This window comes from Sphingomonas sp. LHG3443-2, from assembly GCF_049896405.1.
Taxonomy (GTDB): Bacteria; Pseudomonadota; Alphaproteobacteria; order Sphingomonadales; family Sphingomonadaceae; genus Sphingomicrobium.
The window spans coordinates 24,389-44,955 of sequence record NZ_JAFCUG010000001.1; the positions used below are offsets into that span (position 1 = coordinate 24,389).

Below are 20,567 nucleotides of genomic sequence, written 5' to 3' on the forward strand. Positions count from 1 at the left end.
GGGTTCGGGGGGACCGTAGCTAGCTTTTTTGAAGATTGCGCACCCTTGATGTTTCACAGATCGCCGGGACCCGCCACGGCATTTGCCTTGCTCGCCCTGCTGCCGCTTCTTGGCGCCTGCTCCGGCGGGTCGGAGGCGGACGCCCAGAAAGGCGGCAACGCCAAGGGTGGCGCACGCGGCCCGACGCAGGTCGGCTTCGTCACCGTTACCACCACCAGCGTACCGCTTGTCACTCAGCTTGGCGGGCGCACGGTCGCCTTTGAAACCTCGGAAGTCAGGCCGCAGGTCAACGGCCTGGTCCAGCGCCGCCTCTTCACCGAGGGCAGCTTCGTCCGGCAGGGCCAACCGCTTTATCAGATCGACCCGAGCCTTTATCGCGCCGCGGTGAACGAGGCCTCGGCCAGCGTCGCCAGCGCACGTGCCGCGGCCGATGCGGCGCAGGCGCGCGCCAACCGCTTCCGCCCGCTGGCGCAGATCGAAGCGGTCAGCCAGCAGGAATATACCGACGCAGCGGCGCAGGCCCGTCAGGCGCGCGCGGCCGTGGCGCAGAACCAGGCGGCGCTGGAGACGGCGCGCATCAACCTTCGCTTCGCCACCATCCGCGCCCCGATCAGCGGTCGCATCGGCCGCTCCTTGTTCACGCAAGGCGCCCTTGTCAGCGCCAATCAGGCGGGTCCGCTGGCTGTGATCCAGCGCACCGATCCCATCTATGTCGATATCCAGCAGTCGAGCGCCGAGCTGACCGCGCTTCGTCGTGCGCTGGCACAGGGCGGGGTGACTCCGGGCAGCACGCAGGTCCGTCTCTTCCTCGAGGACGGAAGCGATTACGGCTACACGGGCACGGTTCAGTTCTCCGAAGTGCAGGTGAACGAAAGCACCGGTACCGTGACGCTGCGGGCGAGCTTCCCCAATCCGCAGGGCACCTTGCTGCCCGGCCAGTTCGTCCAGACGCGCTTCAGCCAGGCAGTCACGCCAAACGCCATTCTCGTGCCGCAGAATGCAGTGCAGCGCGATATCGGCGGGCAGGCTTATGTCTTCCTTGTCGGCCCCAACAACAAGGCGGTGCGCCGCGACGTGAAGGCCGACCGGACGCAAGGCAATGACTGGGTAGTGACCGGCGGTCTCCGCGCCGGCGACAAGGTCATCACGCAAGGGCTCGCCAATCTGCGCGACGGGGCTGGCATCCGCCCGGTCCCGGCGGGCACCCCGCAGCGCATCGCACCGCCTCCGGCGGGTCAGGGCTCCGGGCAGGGCAAGCCCGGCCAGACCAAGGGCGGCGGGCGCGCTTAGTGTCCCAGCTGTTCATCAACCGGCCGATTTTCGCCTGGGTCCTGGCGATCATCACCATGCTGGCCGGCATCGGCGCGATCACCCAGCTTCCGGTGGAGCAATATCCCGACGTCGCCCCGCCGCAGGTCAACATTCGCGCGACCTATCCCGGTGCCAGCGCCGAGACGGTGGAAAACAGCGTCACCCAGATCCTCGAGCAGCAATTGTCCGGCATCGACGGGCTGCTGTTCTTCTCGTCGACCTCCAGCTCGCGCGGGTCGGTCGGCATCTCCGCGACCTTCGCCAAGGGCACTGACCCTGACACGGCGCAGGTGCAGGTGCAGAATGCGGTGCAGCAGGCCGTCTCGCGCCTGCCACAGCAGGTCCAGCAGCAGGGTGTCCGGGTTACCAAGTCTAATCCCGACTTCCTGCTGATCGTCGGCGTTTACGACGAGACCGACCGGCGCTCCAACATCGACGTGTCGGACTATCTCACCAGCAACATTCAGGACCCGCTGTCCCGCGTGGAGGGGGTCGGCGACGTCAACGTGTTCGGTTCGCAGCGGGCGATGCGGATCTGGCTCAACCCACAGAAGCTGGCCGGCGTCGCGCTGATGCCGGGCGATGTCATCACCGCCATCCAGAACCAGAACACCGAGGTCGCCGCCGGCGAAGTCGGAAGCCTGCCGCAGCCGCGCGACCAATTGCTCAACGCCACTGTCACCGCCCAGTCGCGCCTGCAGACGCCCGAGCAATTCGAAAACATCATCCTCAAGACCGAGCCGAGCGGCGCCACCGTCCGGATCAAGGACGTCGCCCGGGTCGAGCTCGGCGCCGAAAGCTACAATGCGGTGAGCCGGATCAATGGCCATCCGGGTGCCGGAATGGCGATCAGCCTTGCACCGGGCGCCGATGCGCTCCGGACCGCCGGCCTGATCAAGGAACGGGTGGCGGCGCTTACAACGTCGATGCCTGAAGGGCTCAAGGTCGCCTACGCCAACGACACCACCGCGTTCATCAAGCTGTCCGTCGAGGAGGTTGTGAAGACCCTGCTCGAAGCGGTCGTCCTCGTGATCATCGTGATGTTCGTTTTCCTGCAAAGCTGGCGGGCGACGTTGGTGCCGGCAATCGCGGTGCCGGTGGTGCTGCTCGGCACCTTTGCGATCTTCTACCTGTTCGGCTTCACCATCAACACGCTGACCCTGTTCGGGCTGGTGCTGGCGATCGGCCTTCTCGTCGACGACGCCATCGTGGTGGTCGAGAATGTCGAACGCCTGATGGAAGAGAATCCGGGGATGAGCCCCAAGGAAGCGACTGAGATCTCGATGAAGGAGATCCAGGTCGCGCTGGTCGCCATTGCCGTGGTCCTCTCGGCCGTGTTCCTGCCGATGGCCTTCTTCGGCGGGTCCACCGGGGTCATCTACCAGCAGTTCTCAATCACCATCATCAGTTGCATGATCCTCTCGGTGTTGGTGGCGCTGATCCTCAGCCCGGCGATCACCGCGACCCTGCTGAAGGCGCGCAAGCCGCCGGAAGAGGAAGCCGCCGAGCGGTCCGACGCGCGTTGGTATCAGCGTTGGGCGCACCGCTTCCAGGACTGGTTCAACCGCAACTTCAACCGCGGGATCGAGCGCTACACGGGCGGCGTGATGACGGTCATCAACCGCAAGTGGCTGTTCCTTGGCATCTACGGCGTCACCTGCGTTATCCTCGTGATCCTGTTCACCCGCCTGCCCACCAGCTTCCTGCCGACCGAGGACCAGGGCGCCGCCAGCATCCAGTTCCGCCTGCCCGCCGGCGCTACCCAGCAGCGCACGCTGGAAGTGCAGCGGCAGATCGAGGGCTATCTCAACCAATATGAAGCCAAGAACCTCGCGGTGGTGTTCACCGTCGCGGGCGGCGGTGGCGGCGGCGGCGCAAGCGGCCAGAATACCGGCCAGGGCTTCATCAACCTCGCACCGTGGGATGAGCGCAAAGGGTCGGAAAACAGTGCCGACGCCATTGTTGAGCGTGCCTCGGGCGCCTTTCGCGGCTTCCGCGATGCGCAGGTCTTCGCGCTGGTGCCGGGCGCCATCCGGGGGCTTGGCCAATCCAACGGCTTCAACATGCAGCTCCAGAACAGCGGCGGCCTCAGCCGCGAGGAGTTCCAGGAAGCGCGCGAGCGCCTGCTTGCCGCGGCCAATGGCGACCCGCTGCTGACCTCCGTCCGGCTGAGCGACTTGCCCGACGTCGCCAACCTCGACGTCGACGTCGATCAGCAGCGCCTTACCGCTTACGGTGTGAGCCAGGCCGACGTGAACAGCACGCTGTCGACCGCCTGGGGCGGCCGCTACGTCAACGACTTCATCGACAATGGCCGGGTGAAGCGTGTCTACGTCCAGGGCGATGCGCCCTATCGCTCGCAACCATCCGACCTCGGCCAATGGTTCGTGCGCGGCAACGACGGGCAGATGACCCCGTTTAGCGCCTTTGCCCAGACTGGGTGGAGCACGGGCCCGAGCAGCCTCAGCCGCTTCAACGGCGTCCCTTCCTTCGAATTCCAGGGTCAGGCGGCGCCCGGCGTCAGCTCGGGCGAAGCAATGGACCGGATGATGGCGCTTGCGGCTGAGATCCCGGGAACAACCGTCGCCTGGTCGGGCGCCAGCTTCCAGGAGCGGCTGTCGGCGGGTCAAGCGCCGCTACTCTACGGCCTGTCGCTGCTGGTGGTCTTCCTCTGCCTCGCGGCCCTCTACGAGAGCTGGACCATTCCCGTCGCGGTTCTGCTGGTGATCCCGCTCGGGCTGGTCGGAGCGGTATTTGCGGTCACGCTGCGTGGGCTCGAAAACGATGTCTATCTGCAGATCGGACTGCTCACGACCATGGGCTTGGCCGCCAAGAATGCGATCCTGATGATCGAATTCGCCGAGCAAGCGGAGCGCCAAGGCAAGAGCGTGCTCGACAGCGCGATCGAGGCCGCCCGCATCCGTCTTCGTCCGATCCTGATGACCAGCTTCGCCTTCATCTTCGGCGTGCTGCCGCTCGCGATCTCTACCGGCGCTGGCGCCAACAGCCGCATCGCGATCGGCACGGCGGTGATCGGCGGGATGCTGACCGCGACCATTCTCGCGATCTTCTACATCCCCTTGTTCTTCGTGCTGGTGCGCCGCGCCGCCAAGGATGGTGTGGCAAGAATCCGCGAGCGGCTGCGTAGGCGCACCCCGCCGCCAGCAACGGAGGCAACGACGTGAGGAAATTGCTCGTCCTCGCGCCCGTGCTGCTGGCCGGCTGCACCTCGCTCGACCCCACTTACCGCACCCCGGCCGCGCCGGTGCCGGTCAGCTGGCCCGTCGGTGATCCGTATCGCGCCGAAGCGCCCGCTCTGCCCGCCTTCACGCACCGCGACGTGCTGCGCGACGTGCGGCTGCAGACGCTTGTCGCGCAGGCGCTTCAGAACAACCGTGACCTGCGGATCGCCGCCGCCAACATCGCCGCAGCGCGGGCACAGGTGCGGATCACCCGGGCCAACCAGCTGCCCCGGCTCGACAGCGCCGCCGGGGTCGAAGTCACCCCGCGCCGCGATCAGGACGGCGATATCGACGGCGTTCGGGTCGGCGGGTCGGCTAGCCTGCTGCCTTCGTTCGAGCTCGACCTGTTCGGCCTGCTCGCCTCGCAGACTCGGGCCCAGCAGGAGCGGCTGCTCGCCACCGGCGCGGCCGAGCGGGCGGTGCGGGTTGCCCTGATCGGCGACATCGCCGACGCCTGGCTGACCTACGCCGCCGACACCTCGCTCCTTTCCATCGCCGAGAACACGGTGGCAGCCGCGGAGCGAAGCCGGGTGCTCACCGAAGCGCGCCTGCGTGGCGGGGTCGCGCCGCGAACCGATCTCCTCCAGGCGGTGCAGGTGCTCGAGACCGCCCGCGCCGACTTGGCCGAACAGCGGGCGCGCCGGGCGCAAGACGCGAACCTCCTGCAACTGCTGGTCGGGGCTCCGGTCGACCCCAGTCTTCTTCCCCGCTCGATCAACGAAGCCGCCGCCAGCATCGCCGCGCTGCCGGCCGGGCTCGACAGCCGGATCCTGCTTCGCCGTCCGGACGTAATCGAGGCCGAATACCGCTTGCGCGCGACCAACGCCGACATCGGCGCAGCCCGTGCCGCCCTGTTCCCGCGCATCTCGCTGACCGGCCTGCTCGGCCTTGCCAGCAGCACCCTTGGCGGGCTGTTCAGCGGCAGCGCTTTCAACTTCTCGGCCGGCGCCGACGCAAGCTACAGCATCTTCAACGGCGGCGCGGCACGCGCCAATGTCGCGCTTGCCCGAGCCGAGCAGCAGGCCGCGCTCGCGACCTATGAGCGCGCCATCCAGGCCGGTTTCCGCGAGGTGGCGGACGCGCTTGCGGACCGTGGCACGCTCGGCGACCGGGTGGCCGCCAACCAGCGCAACTTGTCGGCGGTCAACGAAACCCTGCGCCTGGTTACCGCCCGCTATCGCGAAGGGCTCGATCCGTTCCTCAACGTCCTCGACGCGCAGCGCTCGGCCTATGCAACGGAACGCAACGTCGTTGCGGTGCAATTGGCCGCGGCGCAAAACCGGGTGGCGGTCTATCGGGCACTTGGTGGTGACGGGGTCTGAGCCGCTAGCGCGAGCGAACCGGAACTGACTGATCAAGTCCAGGGCACGCGAACCAGCAAGCCCGGGCTCGCCTCTTTCCGGATCGCAGGCAGGTGGCTAGAGCCTGTGTCCTCATGTCGCAGAGGTTTGTTGCGTATGCATCCTCCTCCTCCCGAACCTACGCAATCAGTGCCCGAAGTTGGTGACGCCTTCCTGTCGGGAGGCGGTCAGATGGGTGCGCTGATGCGTGCTCATGATTGGTCGTCATCTCCGCTCGGAGCGCCAACAGAATGGCCGCAATCCTTCCGAAGCGTTGTTGGATTGCTGCTCAATTCACAGTTCCCGATGTTCGTGTCTTGGGGGCCGGACCTCGGCCTCCTTTACAATGATGCCTACGCCCAGATCCTGGGCGCCAAGCATCCGCAGGCCCTCGGCGCACGGTTCTACGACGTCTGGTCCGAAATCTGGCCCGACATCTCGCCGCTGATCGATGCGGCCATGGCCGGCAACGCGAGTTACTTCGAAAATCTGCCTTTGGTGATGAACCGCAAGGGCTTCGACGAGCAAACCTGGTTCACCTTCTCCTATTCGCCGGTTCGCGACGAAAGCGGGCACGTAGCGGGCATGTTCTGCGCCTGCACCGAGACCACCGATACCGTCCTGGCCCAGCAGCGCGCCAAGGCTGAACATGATCGCCTTGTTGATATGTTCCGCCAGGCGCCGGGGTTCATGGCGATGCTGAACGGACCCGAGCATGTCTTTGCGCTGACCAACGATGCCTATCTTCAGCTCGTCGGCCGGCGAGATGTACTGGGCAAGACCATCCGTGAAGCCTTGCCGGAGGTCGCGGGCCAGGGCTTCTTCGAGCTTCTCGACCGGGTCTACGAGAGCGGAGAGCCCTTCGTCGGGCGCCGAAACTCCATCGACCTGCTGACCGAAGAGAAGGTGATTGAAAAGCGCTTGGTCGACTTTGTCTACCAACCGGTCCGCGATGAGCTCGGCAAGGTGACCGGCATCTTCGTCGAGGGTCAGGATGTCACCGAGACGGTTCGTGCGGAAGAAGCCTTGCGCGAGCAGGAGCGTGTAGCCGCCGAAGAACGCGCCCGCCGCGACGCCGACGAGCAATACCGCGCATACTTCGAAAACACCGCGGAAGCGCTGTTCGTGGTGAACGTGCTCGATGACGGGGACTTCACCATCGAAGACCTCAACCCAGCGCACCAGAGAGACATTGGCATCCCACTCGCCGACGTGAAGGGCAAGCGTCTCCAGGACTTTCTTCCCCAGCCGCTGGCTGACCAGGTCGCAAGCCATTACCGCCGCGTCGTCGAGACGGGCGAGGTCTACCAATATCGTGACAACTTCGAGATCGGTGACACGCCCACTCAATGGGACACCGTTCTCGTGCCGGTCCGCGACGCAGACGGCCGCATCTTCCGGCTCATCGGGAGCAGCCGCAATCTCACGCCGCAGCTAGCGGCGGAGGAACAGCTGCGGCAGATCCAGAAGATGGAAGCCCTGGGCCAGCTGACAGGCGGGATCGCCCATGACTTCAACAACCTGCTTACGCCCATCGTCGGTGCGCTCGATGTACTGAAAGGCAAGGCGCCAGATGCCCGTTCGCTTCGCTTGATCGAAGGGGCCGCCACCAGTGCCGAGCGGGCCCGAACCCTTGTCACCCGTCTGCTGAGTTTCGCCCGCAAGCAGCGCCTCGAAGCGAGGGACATGGGTTTCGGGCGCCTGCTGCTGGGCACCGTTGACCTCCTGCAACGAACACTTGGCCCGACCATCAAGGTGGACGTTCGGCTTCCGGAAGAGGAACTTGCCGTTCATGTCGACGCCAATCAGCTAGAACTGGCGCTGCTTAATCTGGCCGTGAATGCCAGAGATGCGATGCCCGAAGGCGGAACCCTGACCATCAGCGGCAGCAAGGAGGTCGTCACCACCACTCACCCCGCCGGTCTAGCCCCAGGCAGCTACGCCAGGATCACCGTCGAAGACACCGGCCACGGGATGGACGAGCGCACTCGCAAGCTGGCCACCGAACCATTTTATTCCACCAAGGAGCCTGGACGCGGGACCGGCCTTGGCCTCTCCATGGTGCATGGTCTCGCCGCCCAATCCGATGGCGGCATGTCGATCTGGAGCGAACCTGGTCAGGGAACCAAGGTCACGCTCTGGCTGCCGCTTGGCAAGCAGGTCAGCCCTGTCGAGAAGCCGCCTGAAGCCCAAGTCGAGGGCGTGGCGCCCCTCAAGGTGCTCCTGGTCGATGATGAGGATCTCGTTCGAGCGGCGACCGCCGACATGCTCGCCGATGTGGGTCATACGGTGCATCAAGCGCATAGCGGTCAAACCGCCATCGCCATCCTTGAGGGTGATCCGACCTACGACGTTCTTGTGACCGACTACGCCATGCCATTGATGTCAGGAGCCGCCCTGATCCGCCGCGCAGGTGAGATCGCGCCGACGATGCCGGCCTTGCTGGTCACTGGCTATGCCAGCGCTACCACGGATGTTCCGGCCAGCGTGCCGAGGCTTGAAAAGCCTTTCCGCGCAGGAGAGCTCATCCGCTGTCTGCAACATCTGACCGAAAGATAGTGGACTTCCGGCCGAGCTGCATGCGGCTCGCGCTTGTTCCAGCGCGCCCTCTGCAGCGTCGAAGCCAAGCGCCACTTACTCCACCCGTGGAACTGCACTTGCACGTCGCTGTTTGCACTTGTGATACGGTCTAAAGGCGGTACAGCGTCGCTCCCTTGGCGAACGAGACGAGCCGATGGGCCATGAGAGTGGTGTCGGTTTGTGGAGCTAGAAAATACTCCAGAAGAACAGCGGCTGCAGCTGCTGGTCAATGCCGTCACGGACTACGCCATCTACATGCTCGACCCCGCGGGACGGGTCAGCACCTGGAACCCCGGTGCCCAACGCTTCAAGGGCTACACCCGGGATGAAATCCTCGGAAAGCACTTCTCGGCCTTCTACACGGATGAGGATCGGCAATCTGAGCTCCCTGCCCGTGCGCTGAGGATCGCAGCTGGCGAGGGACGCTTCGAAGCAGAAGGGTGGCGCGTCCGGAAGGACGGGACGCGGTTCTGGGCCCACGTCGTCATTGATCCCATTCGCGCGGACGATGGCACCCTGCAGGGCTTCGCCAAGATCACGCGCGATATCACGAGCCGCCGTGAGCAAGAGATCGCCTTGTTCGAAAGCGAGCAACGCTTTCGCCTGCTGATCCAAGGCGTGCGGGACTGTGCCATCTACATGCTCGACAAGGATGGCTCGGTCTCCAACTGGAACGCCGGCGCAGAGCTCATCAAGGGCTACTCGCGCGATGAGATCGTCGGGCAGCACTTCTCCCGTTTCTATACCGAAGAGGATCGTGCAGCCGGTGAACCTGCCCGAGCCCTGGCGACGGCGCTGGGCGAAGGGAAGTATGAGCGCGAAGCCTGGCGAGTCCGTAAGGACGGATCGCTGTTCTGGGCGCATGTTCTCATTGATCCGATCTACGACGAACACGGCAACCACGTCGGCTTTGCCAAGGTCACCCGTGATGCGACCGAGCGCAGGAAGGCGCAGGAGGAGCTGGAGGAAGCGCGGGCGGCCCTTGCGCAGGCACAGAAGCTTCAGGCTCTGGGCGAGCTGGCGGGCGGCGTTGCTCACGACTTCAACAACCTGATGACGATCATCGTTGGCGCGGCCGATTTCCTGCAGCGAAAGCCGGACCTGCCGAGCGACAAGCGCCAGAAATATATCGAGTCGATTCATTCGACCGGTCTCAGGGCGACCAAGCTGACCGATCAGCTGCTTGCGTTCAGCAGGCGGCGCCCCCTTCAGCTGGAAGTGGTCGACGTCAATTCGCTGATCGACGCCCTGTCGGAGATTCTGCAACGAACCCTTGGGAGCCGTGTTCGGCTCGAACTGAAGCTGGACCCCAGCGCGGGCCGGGTCGAGGTCGATTCCGCGCAGCTCGATAACGCGATCCTCAACGCCGCCGTGAACGCGCGTGATGCGATGCCATCGGGCGGAACCCTGACGATCTCCACCCACGTCCAGACAGATGCGAACGGCCAGTCGGTCCGTGTCAGCGTCACCGATACCGGGATGGGTATGCCTGAGCGGGTTCTGGAGCGTGCCTTTGACCCCTTCTTCACCACAAAGGGCGTCGGCGAAGGGACGGGACTAGGCCTTTCCCAGATCCACGGCTTTGCAGCGCAAGCTGGCGGGCACGCCGAACTCTCTTCGGAGGAAGGTCGCGGCACAACCGTGACGATCATCCTGCCGACCACCGACAAGAAGCTGACCGAAGCTGAGGCCGAAAGCGCGGCCGTAAACTTGCCCTCGGGCACCAGGATATTGCTCGTCGAAGACAATCCTCAAGTTCAGGCATTCGGCGCTGAGCTCCTCCAGGATCTCGGGTGTGAGGTTCGATGCGCGTCGTGTGGGGAAGAAGCGCTGCAAGCCTTGTCTGATGAACTGCCCGACGCCGTTCTCACGGACATCGTAATGCCCGGCATGAGCGGTATCGACCTTGCCGGGCACATCCGCGCGGCTCACCCGAGAGTGCCTGTCATCCTTGCCACCGGCTACAGCGAGCAGGCTGCAAAGGGCATCCGCAGCTTGCCGATCGTGCTGAAGCCCTATTCCGGGAAGGACCTGGCCACTGCCATCAACGCCGCGATCCGCCGTGCTGGCGAGCCACGGGTGCACGCTCCGACTTGAGGATAGGAGGCAGCTTCGTGAAGCCACCTCCCCTCGCGCTCTCGTCAGCTTCATACTGTCACGGGTTGCCGTCCTCCGAAGCTCCCGACAGTCAGGGACCGCTTGGGCCTGCGACTGAGGCGGAACGCTATCGCGCCGAAACCAAGGAGCATCATCGCCCAGGTTGATGGTTCTGGAACGGCCGAGAAGTTCAGCGTCAATCGCGACGGAGGGCCGCCCCTCACATCGACGAAGCCAACCTGATTGAAGCTCCCGCTTGCGCCGGCGAAGCGGCCTGTGCCTGCAAGAATGTTGTAGGTGAAGACGAGATCGAAGAGGCCGAGAGTCGTCGTCGCTGCCGACGTTCCAGCGAAGTTGCCGCTGAACTGATCTGTCCCGAAATCAATCGAATAGGTCCCGGTGACCGGCCCCGTCGCACCGGTCGTGCATGCGATGTGGCTATAGTTGAAATTGCCGAAGGCTGATGTGCCGCTGCCTGTTGCGATGCCCTGAAATAGCGGCGCGCAGCTTGAACTCGGGGCGGGGCTTGCTGTTGCCGAAGCGGTTCCCGAAAACCCTATCGTCGCCGCACTGGCGTCGGTTGGGGTGAGCACCGCGATTGATGCCAACACCGCTATCCCCGTTGCCTTGAGCATGGTCACCTCCTGCGTGGAACAGAGGGCCGGCAGTGCAGCAAGGATGCGTCCAGTCACATGATGGACAAATGAGGGTCCGTCATGAGCGGCAACGAACGCTCGTCACGCTCGCCGCTCCGCTGGGAGAGGCGGGCCTGACACGAAATCTGGAGTCAGGCCCGTGTCCACCCAATAGCGGACAAGGCCGATGCGCTCACATACCTTCAGGAAGCGGGGATCGTCCCGGGCGCTTTTCAGGGCTGGGGTGAAGAGCACCTGGGTCAGGCGGCGATGTTGTTCGTTCAAGGAGAGTTCCGAAGGCGTGTGGTGACTTGGCACCGGCGCCTGACCTTCATGGAAGTAATAAGCGTGGAGCACGTCGAACTGCGCATCGTGATCCTCGACGAGACCAAGCGCGAAAAGCGCGGCAAGCGCTGCTGCTGGTCCCGACGCCGCAAACGCGAGGCTCGCCTCCCTGATTCTCTGCCGGCCAGGCTCGTTTCCGTCACCGCTCTCCCCCAGGATCGACGCAAGGAAGGTCAGCATCGGTCGGGGAACGTCGGGCCGGAAGACATTGTCACTGGTCATTGCCAAGGCGGCCTCGACCCTGCCTGTGTAGGCGTAGGTCCAGAGGCGCACGAGCCATACGGCGGGATGGGCCGGCCACAGATTGATCGCTCGTTCCGCAATCAGGTCCATCCCGGCATGATCGCCGACCGACCAATGTTGATAAACGCTCTTGTAGCAGGTGACAGCCGCGAGCGGATCACGTGCAAGGAGGCGGTCGCGGATCTGCTTGCCTGCACGGACCCGGCCGGTCGCCATTTCCAGCGTCGCAAGGTCCTGGCTCGCCACCAGATGATCTGGGTGCTCGTCGAGGATCGACAGGAGCCGGTTTCTGGTCAGCCCCCATTCGCCGACCATGGGGATCAGGGTTGCAAGCGCGGTCAGGGCTTCGGGTTGCGATGGATCAAGCTGCAAGGCGCGACGGCTTGCGCGCTCACACTCGCTTGTGAAGGAGGAGATCTGCTGAGGGGCCGCATATTCCGCGGCGTGTCGGTACAGAAGCGCAGACCACCCCCACAGGTGCGCGTCGGACGGAGCGGCGCGGCAGGCCGCGGCAAGTTGTTCGATGCACAGGAAATCGGGCTGCGGAAGAGCAAGCCGCCAACTGTCGATGGCGCTTTGGATCGCCGCGGCTGATCCGGGATCGTCGACCTGCCCGTGGGCTGCGATCCGCAGTGCATAGCCGGTGCCTGGCACGGTCTCGATCACAACCTGGGCGCAGAGGCTGGATAAGGCCTTGCGCAAGGTGAGAACCAGTCAGTTCAGACTGTCGTCACCGACGAGGGACGAGCCCCAGCAAAGCGCGAAGAGCTCGCGGCGAGCCACCACTTGGCCGGCGCGCTCGGCAAGGATGGTGAAGAGCCGCATGACGAGCGGCTCGAGGCTAAGCTTACGTTCCGCCGTTTCCAGGATGCGTTCGTTAGGATGCACCCGAAGCGCACCGATGCTGAAGCTGTTCCTGAGCCCCTCCTGCTGCATCGTTGTCCCCTTTTCATGGTGCAAGCTGCCGCAATGAAGAAGCAAGGACAAGCAGGCTTCATCAGCCTCCCAGCATGTGAAAAGGTCGGGTGGAGGTGGGCTTTGGTTGTTCGCAATCGGGCTTCGCGCGCTGGCGAACCTGGCTGATCGCCGAACGCGCTTCCGATCCGCTGAATGGCCTGATGTGCACGGCGCGCCGGGCCATTCACACGCCGGGATGGCAGCTCAAGGGCCGGTTTCGTCCCTACCACTCGCCAAAACGCTGCATTGCCCACGAGCATGCTCGACCGTCAGCATCAATTGATGGTTACCGACGCTTCAGTCTAAATCTTCAAACCCTCTTCAATGCAAATTGGCATAGTTCGTCCGGGGGTGACGAATGGAAGAACTGCATCGAAGAGTGACGCTGAGCCATAAGGCCAACGTACTGCGGGCATTGCGGACCGGAGCTCCGGGCCGGGCCAAGGATAGACGGCGGGAAGTGCCGCGCATCGACATGTCGCAGGCGGCCGAACTTATCACACAAGATGGCCGCGTCATCGGTGTGAACTTCCTGGATCTGTCGCGCTGTGGCTTCAAGATCAGGCACAGTGACGATCTGGTCGAAGGCGACGTCGTCACCATTGTCTCGGCAAGAGGCTCGCGAGCTTTAGGTGAGATCAAGTGGGTCGCGGATCGCCTGGCGGGCGGTGTTTTTGTAGAGGCTCCCGAACAACTCTGATGTGGCCATCCGGTGATCTCTTGCACCCAGGCCGTTATCAGTCGCCAGTTTGTCTGCGCGTTAACAAGGTTGAAAGCTGAATAGCTGAAACGGTCAAGCTGAGAGGCGGCTCTAGTCTGCTCTCGCCACGCGGTGCGATCGGGTTCTTGGCTGCATCGTTTCGAAACCTGATTGGAACCTCGCTTTGTTTGGAAACTTGGCCCGGAAAATTCAGGCACCAAGCGCCTCACGCGACGAGGCTCTTTTGCTCATTCAAACCTTTGAGCAGTCCGAACACGGCTGGTTCTGGTCGATCAGCGATGCTGGAGAGATACTCTATATCAGCGAGAACGTTGCTCAGCTCATCGGCACAACGGCTGCCCAACTCGTCGGGCAGCGCTTCGCGGACATCTTCGTTTCCGAAGCGGATGACAGCGGGCGCAAGAACCTGCCTCTTCTGCTGACCAGACGTGCGGCCTTCGATGCTGTGACCCTGACGACGCCCGATGGCAGCGGCAAGCACTATTGGCAGGCATCGGGTCGCCCGCAGTTCGGCCGTTCCGGTGAGTTTCTCGGCTTCCGCGGCAGCGCCATCGACACCACCGACCAGCGCCGTTCAGCGCGCAAGGCGTCGCGCTTGTCCGACTATGACGCGCTGACCGAGCTGCCCAATCGGCGAAAGATGGAAGCCGCGCTCGATGAGTTTCTCGACGGCGCCGAGCACCATCGGCGGGCATGCGCGGTCATGCTGGTCGATCTTGACCGTTTCAAGCAGGTCAATGACACCCTCGGCCACCCTGCCGGTGACGCACTTCTGCGGCAGGTCGCAGGTCGACTGGTTCGCATCGTTGGTGACAAGGAACGGGTGTTCCGACTGGGCGGCGACGAATTTCAGATCGTGGTCCAGAACTGTCCTGATCCCAAGCCGATCGAAACCCTTGCTTCCGACATCATCCACGGACTTTCTCAGCCCTACTCCGTGAACGGCAGCCGCTGCATCATCGGCGCGTCGATCGGGATCGCGGTCTGCCCGGATGATGGCACGTCGCGCGTTGAACTGATCCGCAATGCCGACCTGGCGCTCTACGCTTCCAAGTCCGACGGCCGCGGACGCTCCAAATTCTTCTCCACCGATCTCCTTGCCTCCGCAGAGCGAAAGCGCGCGCTTGAGGAGGACCTTCGTGACGCTCTCATCCGCAATGAATTGAGCCTGGTTTACCAGCCCCTGGTTCACTGCCAATCCAACCGCATTACCAGCGTCGAAAGCCTGATGCGGTGGGATCATCCTACCGAGGGCCCCATCTCGCCCGCTGTCTTCATTCCCATTGCGGAAGAAGCCGGGCTGGTCGGCCGCCTTGGTGACTGGGCATTACGCAAGGCGTGTGAAGATGCCGCGCGCTGGCCGGGAACTCTGCGGGTGGCGGTGAACGTCTCGCCATCACAATTCTCCGACGGCACCTTGCCGCATACGATCCTCTCGGCCCTTGCCACCAGTGGTCTCCCTGCCGACCGGCTCGAGCTGGAGATCACCGAAGGCGTGTTCCTCGGCGACACAGCGGCGGCGGCCAGCATGTTCGCGACCTTGAAGAAGCTGGGCGTTCGGCTGGCGCTGGATGATTTCGGCACCGGCTATTCGTCACTCGGTTATCTGCGAAGCGCGCCCTTCGACAAGATCAAGATCGACCAGACCTTTGTTCGCGAAGCCACACTGCCAGGCTCACGCAACAGCGCCATCATCGCCGCCATCGTGGCCCTGGCCGAGGCGCTCGGCATGGACACCACGGCGGAGGGCATCGAGTATCTCGACCAACTCGCCCTCATTCGCCGGCTTGGGGTGAGCCATGTGCAGGGCTGGGTCTACAGCAAGGCGCTGACCAGCGACGAACTGATGGCCCGGCTCGAAGACGGCAAATGGGCGATCGAGCCCAACGGTCCGGCAATGCAGCGAAGCAATCGTCAGTCGATGTTCCGCAAGGCAGGCGTCATTCACGGCAACTTCTATCGCTCGGGCACCATCCGCAACTTGTCGAGCACTGGCGCACTGATCGACGGGATCGACGAAGTTCCGGCGAAATCGCTGATCATCGTCGACCTCGGCGAGGGTCAGCTAAGCTTCGCCACCGTTGTACGCGCGCAATCCGGTCACATCGGCGTGCAGTTCGATCAGCCGCTCGTGGATGACGGCGCGGGCACGCTCTGCACGCGCCGGCGTATCTCTGCTTACAGCATCGCTTCGCTTGAACTGCCGAAGCCGGGCGACCGCGACCGCGTGCTGCGAAGCGTTGCAGTGGAAGATGGCGTGATCGGTCTCGGCAAGCGCCTGGGACTGGTGCCGTTGGCTGACGAAGGCGTTCCGATCAGTGTCACCGCCGCCCCGGCACCGGCAACGTTCCGCGAGCTTTCGCGTGAATATCTACGTAGCCTTGCCGGTGACGAAGGGGCGCTTGCTGCTGCCGAAGAGGCCATGGTTCAGCACTTCCTGCCGCGCTTCGGCCATCGCCCTGCAGACGGGCTGGGTTGGAAGGAAGTGAGCAGCTTCATCGCCGCACTCGATCTCGGCAATTCTCCAGGATTGCGCGAGGAAGACGTCAAGCACTTGCGCAAACAGGCGGCGCGGATGTGGTCGCTTGCCGTCGACTTGGAGCTGGTCGATGCGGAAGAGGCTCCGGAAGGCAGCGAACGCTTCTTCGGCCGCCGCTCGCAGGTCTATGCGCCGGTGTCCGTCGAAGAAAGCCGCCAGCTTCTGATCGCCAGTCGCAACAGCCCGAACCGGCAGCTCAAGTTCATCATGGCCTTGCTGATGCTGACCGGCGCCCGGACCAGCGAGATCCTCAATATGCGGTGGAGCGACATCGATCTTGAGCAGGCAACCTGGCACATCACCCTGCCGAATGGCAGCGGCAGGCGGCAGCATGCGCTGAACGCCGCCGCCCTGAAGCTAGTGGGTGAACTGCCGCGCCTCGGCGACTGCCCGTTCGTCCTGCCGAACTTGGCTACCCGCAAGCCCTACCAGACGCTGACCAGGAGCTGGGAAGTGGTCAAGCAGCGCGCCCATCTCGCGCACCTGGAACTCGACGACCTTCGCGATTGCAACTTCGGGGAGCGGGACTGGGAAGAAGCACTGGCGCCGCTTCTAGTCTGACGCGCTTACGGCAACGTAAGCACTCAAGGCGAATATTCACTCGTAAGAGAATTAGGATTGCAAGGCTGCCAAAGGTGCGGCACCTTCCTCTTCATGGCGCGGCTCGCGCTGCCTTTGAAGGAGGGGACAATGGGGATCCGCAATCGCCTGATCGGCGCATCGATGGTCGCAATCGCGTGGACGGGTGCCGCCACTGCGCAGACACCGCCGCCTGCCGACCCTGGTGCCTCCTCCGAGCAGGCCGAGGCTCCTGCTCCTGCTCAAGGCGAGATCATCGTCACTGCCCGCCGCCGCAGCGAGAATCTTCAACGCACGCCGCTGTCCGGATCGGTCCTCTCGGGCACCGATCTCGCCGAGAAAGGCATCTCCAACGTCGACGCGTTGCAGTTCGGCACGCCGAGCATCGTGGTCAACAACTTTGGCCAGGGCATCGACTTCAACGTTCGCGGCATCGGCAAGGGCGAACACAACACGCAGACCGCAACCGGTGTCATCACCTATCGCGACGGCGCACCGACCTTCCCGGGCTACTTCCAGCTCGAACCTTATTACGACGTCGCCAACGTCCAGGTGCTGCGCGGTCCGCAGGGCACCATCGTCGGCCAGAACGCCACGGGCGGCGCGGTGTTCGTCAACAGCAACGATCCGATCATCGGCGGCGGCAACCGCGGCTACGTCTCCGCCAACATCGGCAATTATTCGCAGGCCGGGTTCGAAGGCGCGGTCAACCTTCCCGTCAGCGAAACCTTTGCGGCGCGCGTCGCCGCTTACGGCCTGCGCCGTGACGGCTTCTACAACATCACCGGTCCGAGCGGCGCGCCTTACACCGGCAACAACGGCGACCAGCGCCACATTGCCGGCCGTTTGAGCCTGCTGTGGAAGCCGTCGAGCCAGTTGACGATCCTGTCCAAGACCGACCTCGTCTACCTCGACATGGGTGGCTATCCCGCCAGCCCGTTCCGCGATTATTACAAGAACTTCCCGATCGGCTCGAGCACGCCCAACCCGACCTATCGCGACCTCTACGACATCAGCCTCAACTCGCCGCAGGAAGCCCGCGACAAGTTCTACCGCACCATCCTGCGGGTGAATTACGAGTTCGCCGGCGGCATGCAGCTGCGCTCGGTCAGCGGCTTCTCGAAGGGCAACACCAAGTACCGCGCCGACCTCGACGGGACCGCGGCGCTGACGCCCGTCACGGCGGACCGGACCTTCTTCGACAGCGTCGACGAGCGCCAGTTCAGCCAGGAAATCACGCTGATCTCGCCCGACACCGGGCGTTTCACCTACCTGATCGGCGCGTTCGGCGCGTGGAACAAGTACAACTTCAAAGCGCCATTCCAGTTCGTCACCGACAACAGCTCGGCGCCCGGAGCGGCGAGCGAGTATCGCCTGCAGGGTATCAACCCGAACCGCTCGCTGGCCGCCTTCGGACAGATCGGCTTTGCGCTGACGCCGCAGCTCAAGGTCGAGCTCGGCGGACGCTACACCGCCAGCCGCAGCCGCAACGACGTCGACATCCTGCAGTTCGGCACGCCCCTGGTGGCCGAGCAACTGACCAAATCCGACGACTTCTCGTACAAGGCCTCAATCGGCTGGGAGGCCAGCCGCGACCATTATGTATACGGTTTCGTGGCGACCGGCTTCAAGCCCGGCGGCCTCAACGTTCCCGTCGGGTTCGGCACGCCGGAGCCCTTCGGTCCTGAGACAGTGACGTCCTACGAACTCGGCTGGAAGGGCTATTTCGCCGATCGCCGGATCCGCACCAACATTGCCGCCTTCCACAACAGCTACGAGGATTTCCAGGTCATCATCGGCAATCCGACGTTGCCGGTGTTCGGGCTGGAAGTGAACGTGCCCGGCACCACCAAGATCACGGGCATCGAAGGTGAGATCGAAGCGCGCTTCGGACGGCTAAACCTCGGGCTCGGCATGAACGTGCTCAACAGCAAGATCGGGCGCTTTTTCGCCCTTGACCAGCGCGGCACGCTCAGCCTGTCGCCCTGCTTGCCCGAGACGGGTCCGGCGACGCCGCTGTGCCGCAACCTGCAGGGCAACGACCAGACCTACGCCCCCAACTTCACCTTCAACGCCAACGCGAGCTACGACTTTGCCCTCGGCGCCGACACCGTGCTGACCCCGCGGGTCAACTTTGGTCACATCGGCAAGCAGTGGGCGACCTTGTTCCAGGATCGCACCCGCGGCGACCGCATTCCGGAGCGCAACATCGTCAACGCTCAAGTCGCGCTGCGCCATGGCTCGCTGACGGTGACCGCTTATTCGACCAATCTCACCGACGAGCATTATCCGGCGGCGCTGAACAGCGGCCTCTATTTCGCGGGATCGCCGCGGCAATATGGGCTCAAGGTCCAGAAGTCCTTCTAGGAAACCGCCACACCTCGCCGGATGCGCCCACCTCGGCCGGCGCATCCCGTCACTTCCGCGGGTGAGCACCATGCAAGACTATCCGCTGACGGTTGACCGCTTCCTGACCCATGCCGCCAAATGGTACGGCGCACGCGAGATCGTGTCGGCCACGACCGACGGATCGGTCGTTCGCAGCACCTATGCGCACGTCCACGAGCGCGCCAATCGCCTGTCGGGTGCACTGGCCTCGCTTGGTGTGGGTGAAGGAACACGGGTCGCCACGCTGGCGTGGAACAGCCTTCACCACTTCGAACTGTACTTCGCCGTCATGGGGATGGGCGCTGTCTGCCACACGCTCAACCCGCGGCTGACCGCGGCGCAGCTTGCGGCGATGGCGGTCGAAGCCGACGACATGATGCTCGCTGTTTCCGCCGACCTCCTGCCGCTGGCGGAAGAGCTGATGCAGCTTTGCCCTCGCCTCGGCCACCTCCTGCTCCTCGACAGCGACGGCCCTGCAACGGTCGACGATCTGCTGGAAAAGGCTGGCACACCTTACGCGTGGGGCCGCTTCGACGAGCGCGCGATGGCTGGCCTCTGCTACACGTCGGGCACCACCGGCGCGCCCAAGGGCGTGCCCTACACGCATCGTTCCAACTACCTCCATACGCTGCGGGCGCTTGGCGCCGACGTCGTCGCCCTGACCGCGCGCGACAGCCTATTGCTGGCCGTGCCCATGTTTCATGCCAATGGCTGGGGGCTTCCGTTCGCGGCGCCGGCGGTAGGTGCCAAGCTGGTGCTGCCCGGACGCCAACTCGACGGCGCTCGCCTCGCCCGGCTGATGGAGGAGGAGGAGGTCACAGTCGCCGTTGGCGTTCAGACCGTATGGCTCGGCCTCCTCGACCATCTCGAGCGCAGCGGGACCACCTTGCCCAGCCTACAGCGCGTCATCATCGGCGGCTCCAACTGCCCCGAAGCGCTGCTGCGCCGGATTGAACAAGGGCTGGGCGCACGGGTGCAGACCAGTTGGGGCATGACCGAACTTTCCCCGATCGGAACCATGTCACCGGCCGGCGAGCCCGCTGTTGCCGGTACGTCCGGGCGACCGGCCATTGGCGTTGATCTCAAGCTCACCGACCAGCATGGCACCGCGCTGCCAGAACAACGCGGAGTGCAGGGGCATCTCAGGGTCCGCGGCGCCAGCGTCCTCGACCGTTACCTTGGCGCGGAAAGCGACGCGCTGGACGAGGAAGGCTATTTCGACACCGGGGATCTCGCGCTGATCGACGAAGCCGGAAACCTCGTCATCTGCGGCCGCTCCAAGGATCTGATCAAGTCGGGCGGCGAGTGGATCAACCCGGCGGAGATCGAAGCGATCGTCGGGGATCACCCCACCATCCGCCACGTCGCGGTGATCGGGCGAAGCGACCCCAAATGGGGCGAGCGCCCGCTGATGGTGGTGGAGCGTTCTAGCAGCGGCGAAGCCTCGGACCTGCTCGCACTGCTAAAGGGCCGGGTTGCCGACTGGTGGATTCCCGACCGGGTGATCGAGGTCCCCGCCATGCCGCTTGCGACGACCGGCAAGATCGACAAGCAACGCCTTCGCGCCGACTACGCCAACGCGGCGTGAGG

Annotated in this window: 12 protein-coding genes; 9 read left to right on the forward strand and 3 right to left on the reverse strand. The window is 64.2% G+C overall.

Annotation, left to right across the window (positions count from 1 at the left end; genetic code table 11):
* Positions 1–48 precede the first annotated feature (48 nt).
* The 5 genes from ACP69Z_RS00085 to ACP69Z_RS00105 all read left to right on the forward strand — a co-directional run bounded on the left by ACP69Z_RS00085 (position 49) and on the right by ACP69Z_RS00105 (position 10,570).
* The gene (locus ACP69Z_RS00085; RefSeq protein WP_426265526.1) at positions 49–1,290 is read left to right on the forward strand and encodes an efflux RND transporter periplasmic adaptor subunit; all 1,242 of its coding nucleotides are present in this window, start codon (positions 49–51) and stop codon (positions 1,288–1,290) included.
* On the forward strand, positions 1,290–4,496 hold the full coding sequence (locus tag ACP69Z_RS00090) for an efflux RND transporter permease subunit (protein ID WP_426265527.1): 3,207 nt from the start codon (positions 1,290–1,292) through the stop codon (positions 4,494–4,496). Before ACP69Z_RS00085 ends, ACP69Z_RS00090 begins: the two co-directional genes overlap by 1 nt.
* Entirely contained in the window at positions 4,493–5,875 is a 1,383-nt protein-coding gene (locus ACP69Z_RS00095; protein WP_426265528.1) for an efflux transporter outer membrane subunit, read from the forward strand. Before ACP69Z_RS00090 ends, ACP69Z_RS00095 begins: the two co-directional genes overlap by 4 nt.
* Before the next feature lie 330 nt (positions 5,876–6,205).
* A complete protein-coding gene (locus tag ACP69Z_RS00100) occupies positions 6,206–8,452 on the forward strand; it encodes a PAS domain-containing protein (RefSeq protein WP_426265529.1) in 2,247 nt (748 codons plus the stop codon).
* A 201-nt stretch (positions 8,453–8,653) separates the two neighbouring features.
* Positions 8,654–10,570: a PAS domain S-box protein gene (locus ACP69Z_RS00105; RefSeq protein ID WP_426265530.1), complete on the forward strand. Its 1,917-nt coding sequence runs from the start codon at positions 8,654–8,656 to the stop codon at positions 10,568–10,570.
* A 50-nt stretch (positions 10,571–10,620) separates the two neighbouring features.
* Here ACP69Z_RS00105 and ACP69Z_RS00110 read toward each other — a convergent pair whose 3' ends face one another.
* The 3 genes from ACP69Z_RS00110 to ACP69Z_RS00120 all read right to left on the reverse strand — a co-directional run bounded on the left by ACP69Z_RS00110 (position 10,621) and on the right by ACP69Z_RS00120 (position 12,729).
* A complete protein-coding gene (locus tag ACP69Z_RS00110) occupies positions 10,621–11,205 on the reverse strand; it encodes a PEPxxWA-CTERM sorting domain-containing protein (RefSeq protein WP_426268007.1) in 585 nt (194 codons plus the stop codon).
* 102 nt (positions 11,206–11,307) lie between these two features.
* Positions 11,308–12,459 carry a tetratricopeptide repeat protein gene (locus ACP69Z_RS00115; RefSeq protein WP_426265531.1) on the reverse strand — a complete coding sequence of 384 codons (1,152 nt, stop codon included), beginning with the start codon at positions 12,457–12,459 and terminating at the stop codon, positions 11,308–11,310.
* A 48-nt stretch (positions 12,460–12,507) separates the two neighbouring features.
* Positions 12,508–12,729 (reverse strand): winged helix-turn-helix domain-containing protein, encoded by a 222-nt coding sequence (locus ACP69Z_RS00120; RefSeq protein ID WP_426265532.1) that lies wholly within the window; start codon positions 12,727–12,729, stop codon positions 12,508–12,510.
* 379 nt (positions 12,730–13,108) lie between these two features.
* Here ACP69Z_RS00120 and ACP69Z_RS00125 point away from each other — a divergent pair, with 379 nt between their 5' ends.
* From ACP69Z_RS00125 to ACP69Z_RS00140, 4 genes are all read left to right on the forward strand, one after another.
* Positions 13,109–13,450, forward strand: a complete 342-nt coding sequence (locus tag ACP69Z_RS00125; protein ID WP_426265533.1) for a hypothetical protein — start codon at positions 13,109–13,111, stop codon at positions 13,448–13,450.
* A gap of 244 nt (positions 13,451–13,694) precedes the next feature.
* A complete protein-coding gene (locus ACP69Z_RS00130) occupies positions 13,695–16,571 on the forward strand; it encodes an EAL domain-containing protein (RefSeq protein ID WP_426265534.1) in 2,877 nt (958 codons plus the stop codon).
* A gap of 93 nt (positions 16,572–16,664) precedes the next feature.
* A complete protein-coding gene (locus ACP69Z_RS00135; protein WP_426265535.1) occupies positions 16,665–18,956 on the forward strand; it encodes a TonB-dependent receptor in 2,292 nt (763 codons plus the stop codon).
* 70 nt (positions 18,957–19,026) lie between these two features.
* Positions 19,027–20,565: an AMP-binding protein gene (locus tag ACP69Z_RS00140; protein ID WP_426265536.1), complete on the forward strand. Its 1,539-nt coding sequence runs from the start codon at positions 19,027–19,029 to the stop codon at positions 20,563–20,565.
* The last annotated feature ends 2 nt before the right edge of the window (positions 20,566–20,567 follow it).

Coding starts and splice junctions, on each gene's coding strand:
- ACP69Z_RS00085 (WP_426265526.1), top strand. CDS start 49: ATGTTTCACAGATCGCCGGGACCCGCCACGGCATTTGCCTTGCTCGCC.
- ACP69Z_RS00125 (WP_426265533.1), top strand. CDS start 13,109: ATGGAAGAACTGCATCGAAGAGTGACGCTGAGCCATAAGGCCAACGTA.
- ACP69Z_RS00120 (WP_426265532.1), bottom strand. CDS start 12,729: ATGCAGCAGGAGGGGCTCAGGAACAGCTTCAGCATCGGTGCGCTTCGG.
- ACP69Z_RS00140 (WP_426265536.1), top strand. CDS start 19,027: ATGCAAGACTATCCGCTGACGGTTGACCGCTTCCTGACCCATGCCGCC.
- ACP69Z_RS00135 (WP_426265535.1), top strand. CDS start 16,665: ATGGCGCGGCTCGCGCTGCCTTTGAAGGAGGGGACAATGGGGATCCGC.
- ACP69Z_RS00110 (WP_426268007.1), bottom strand. CDS start 11,205: ATGCTCAAGGCAACGGGGATAGCGGTGTTGGCATCAATCGCGGTGCTC.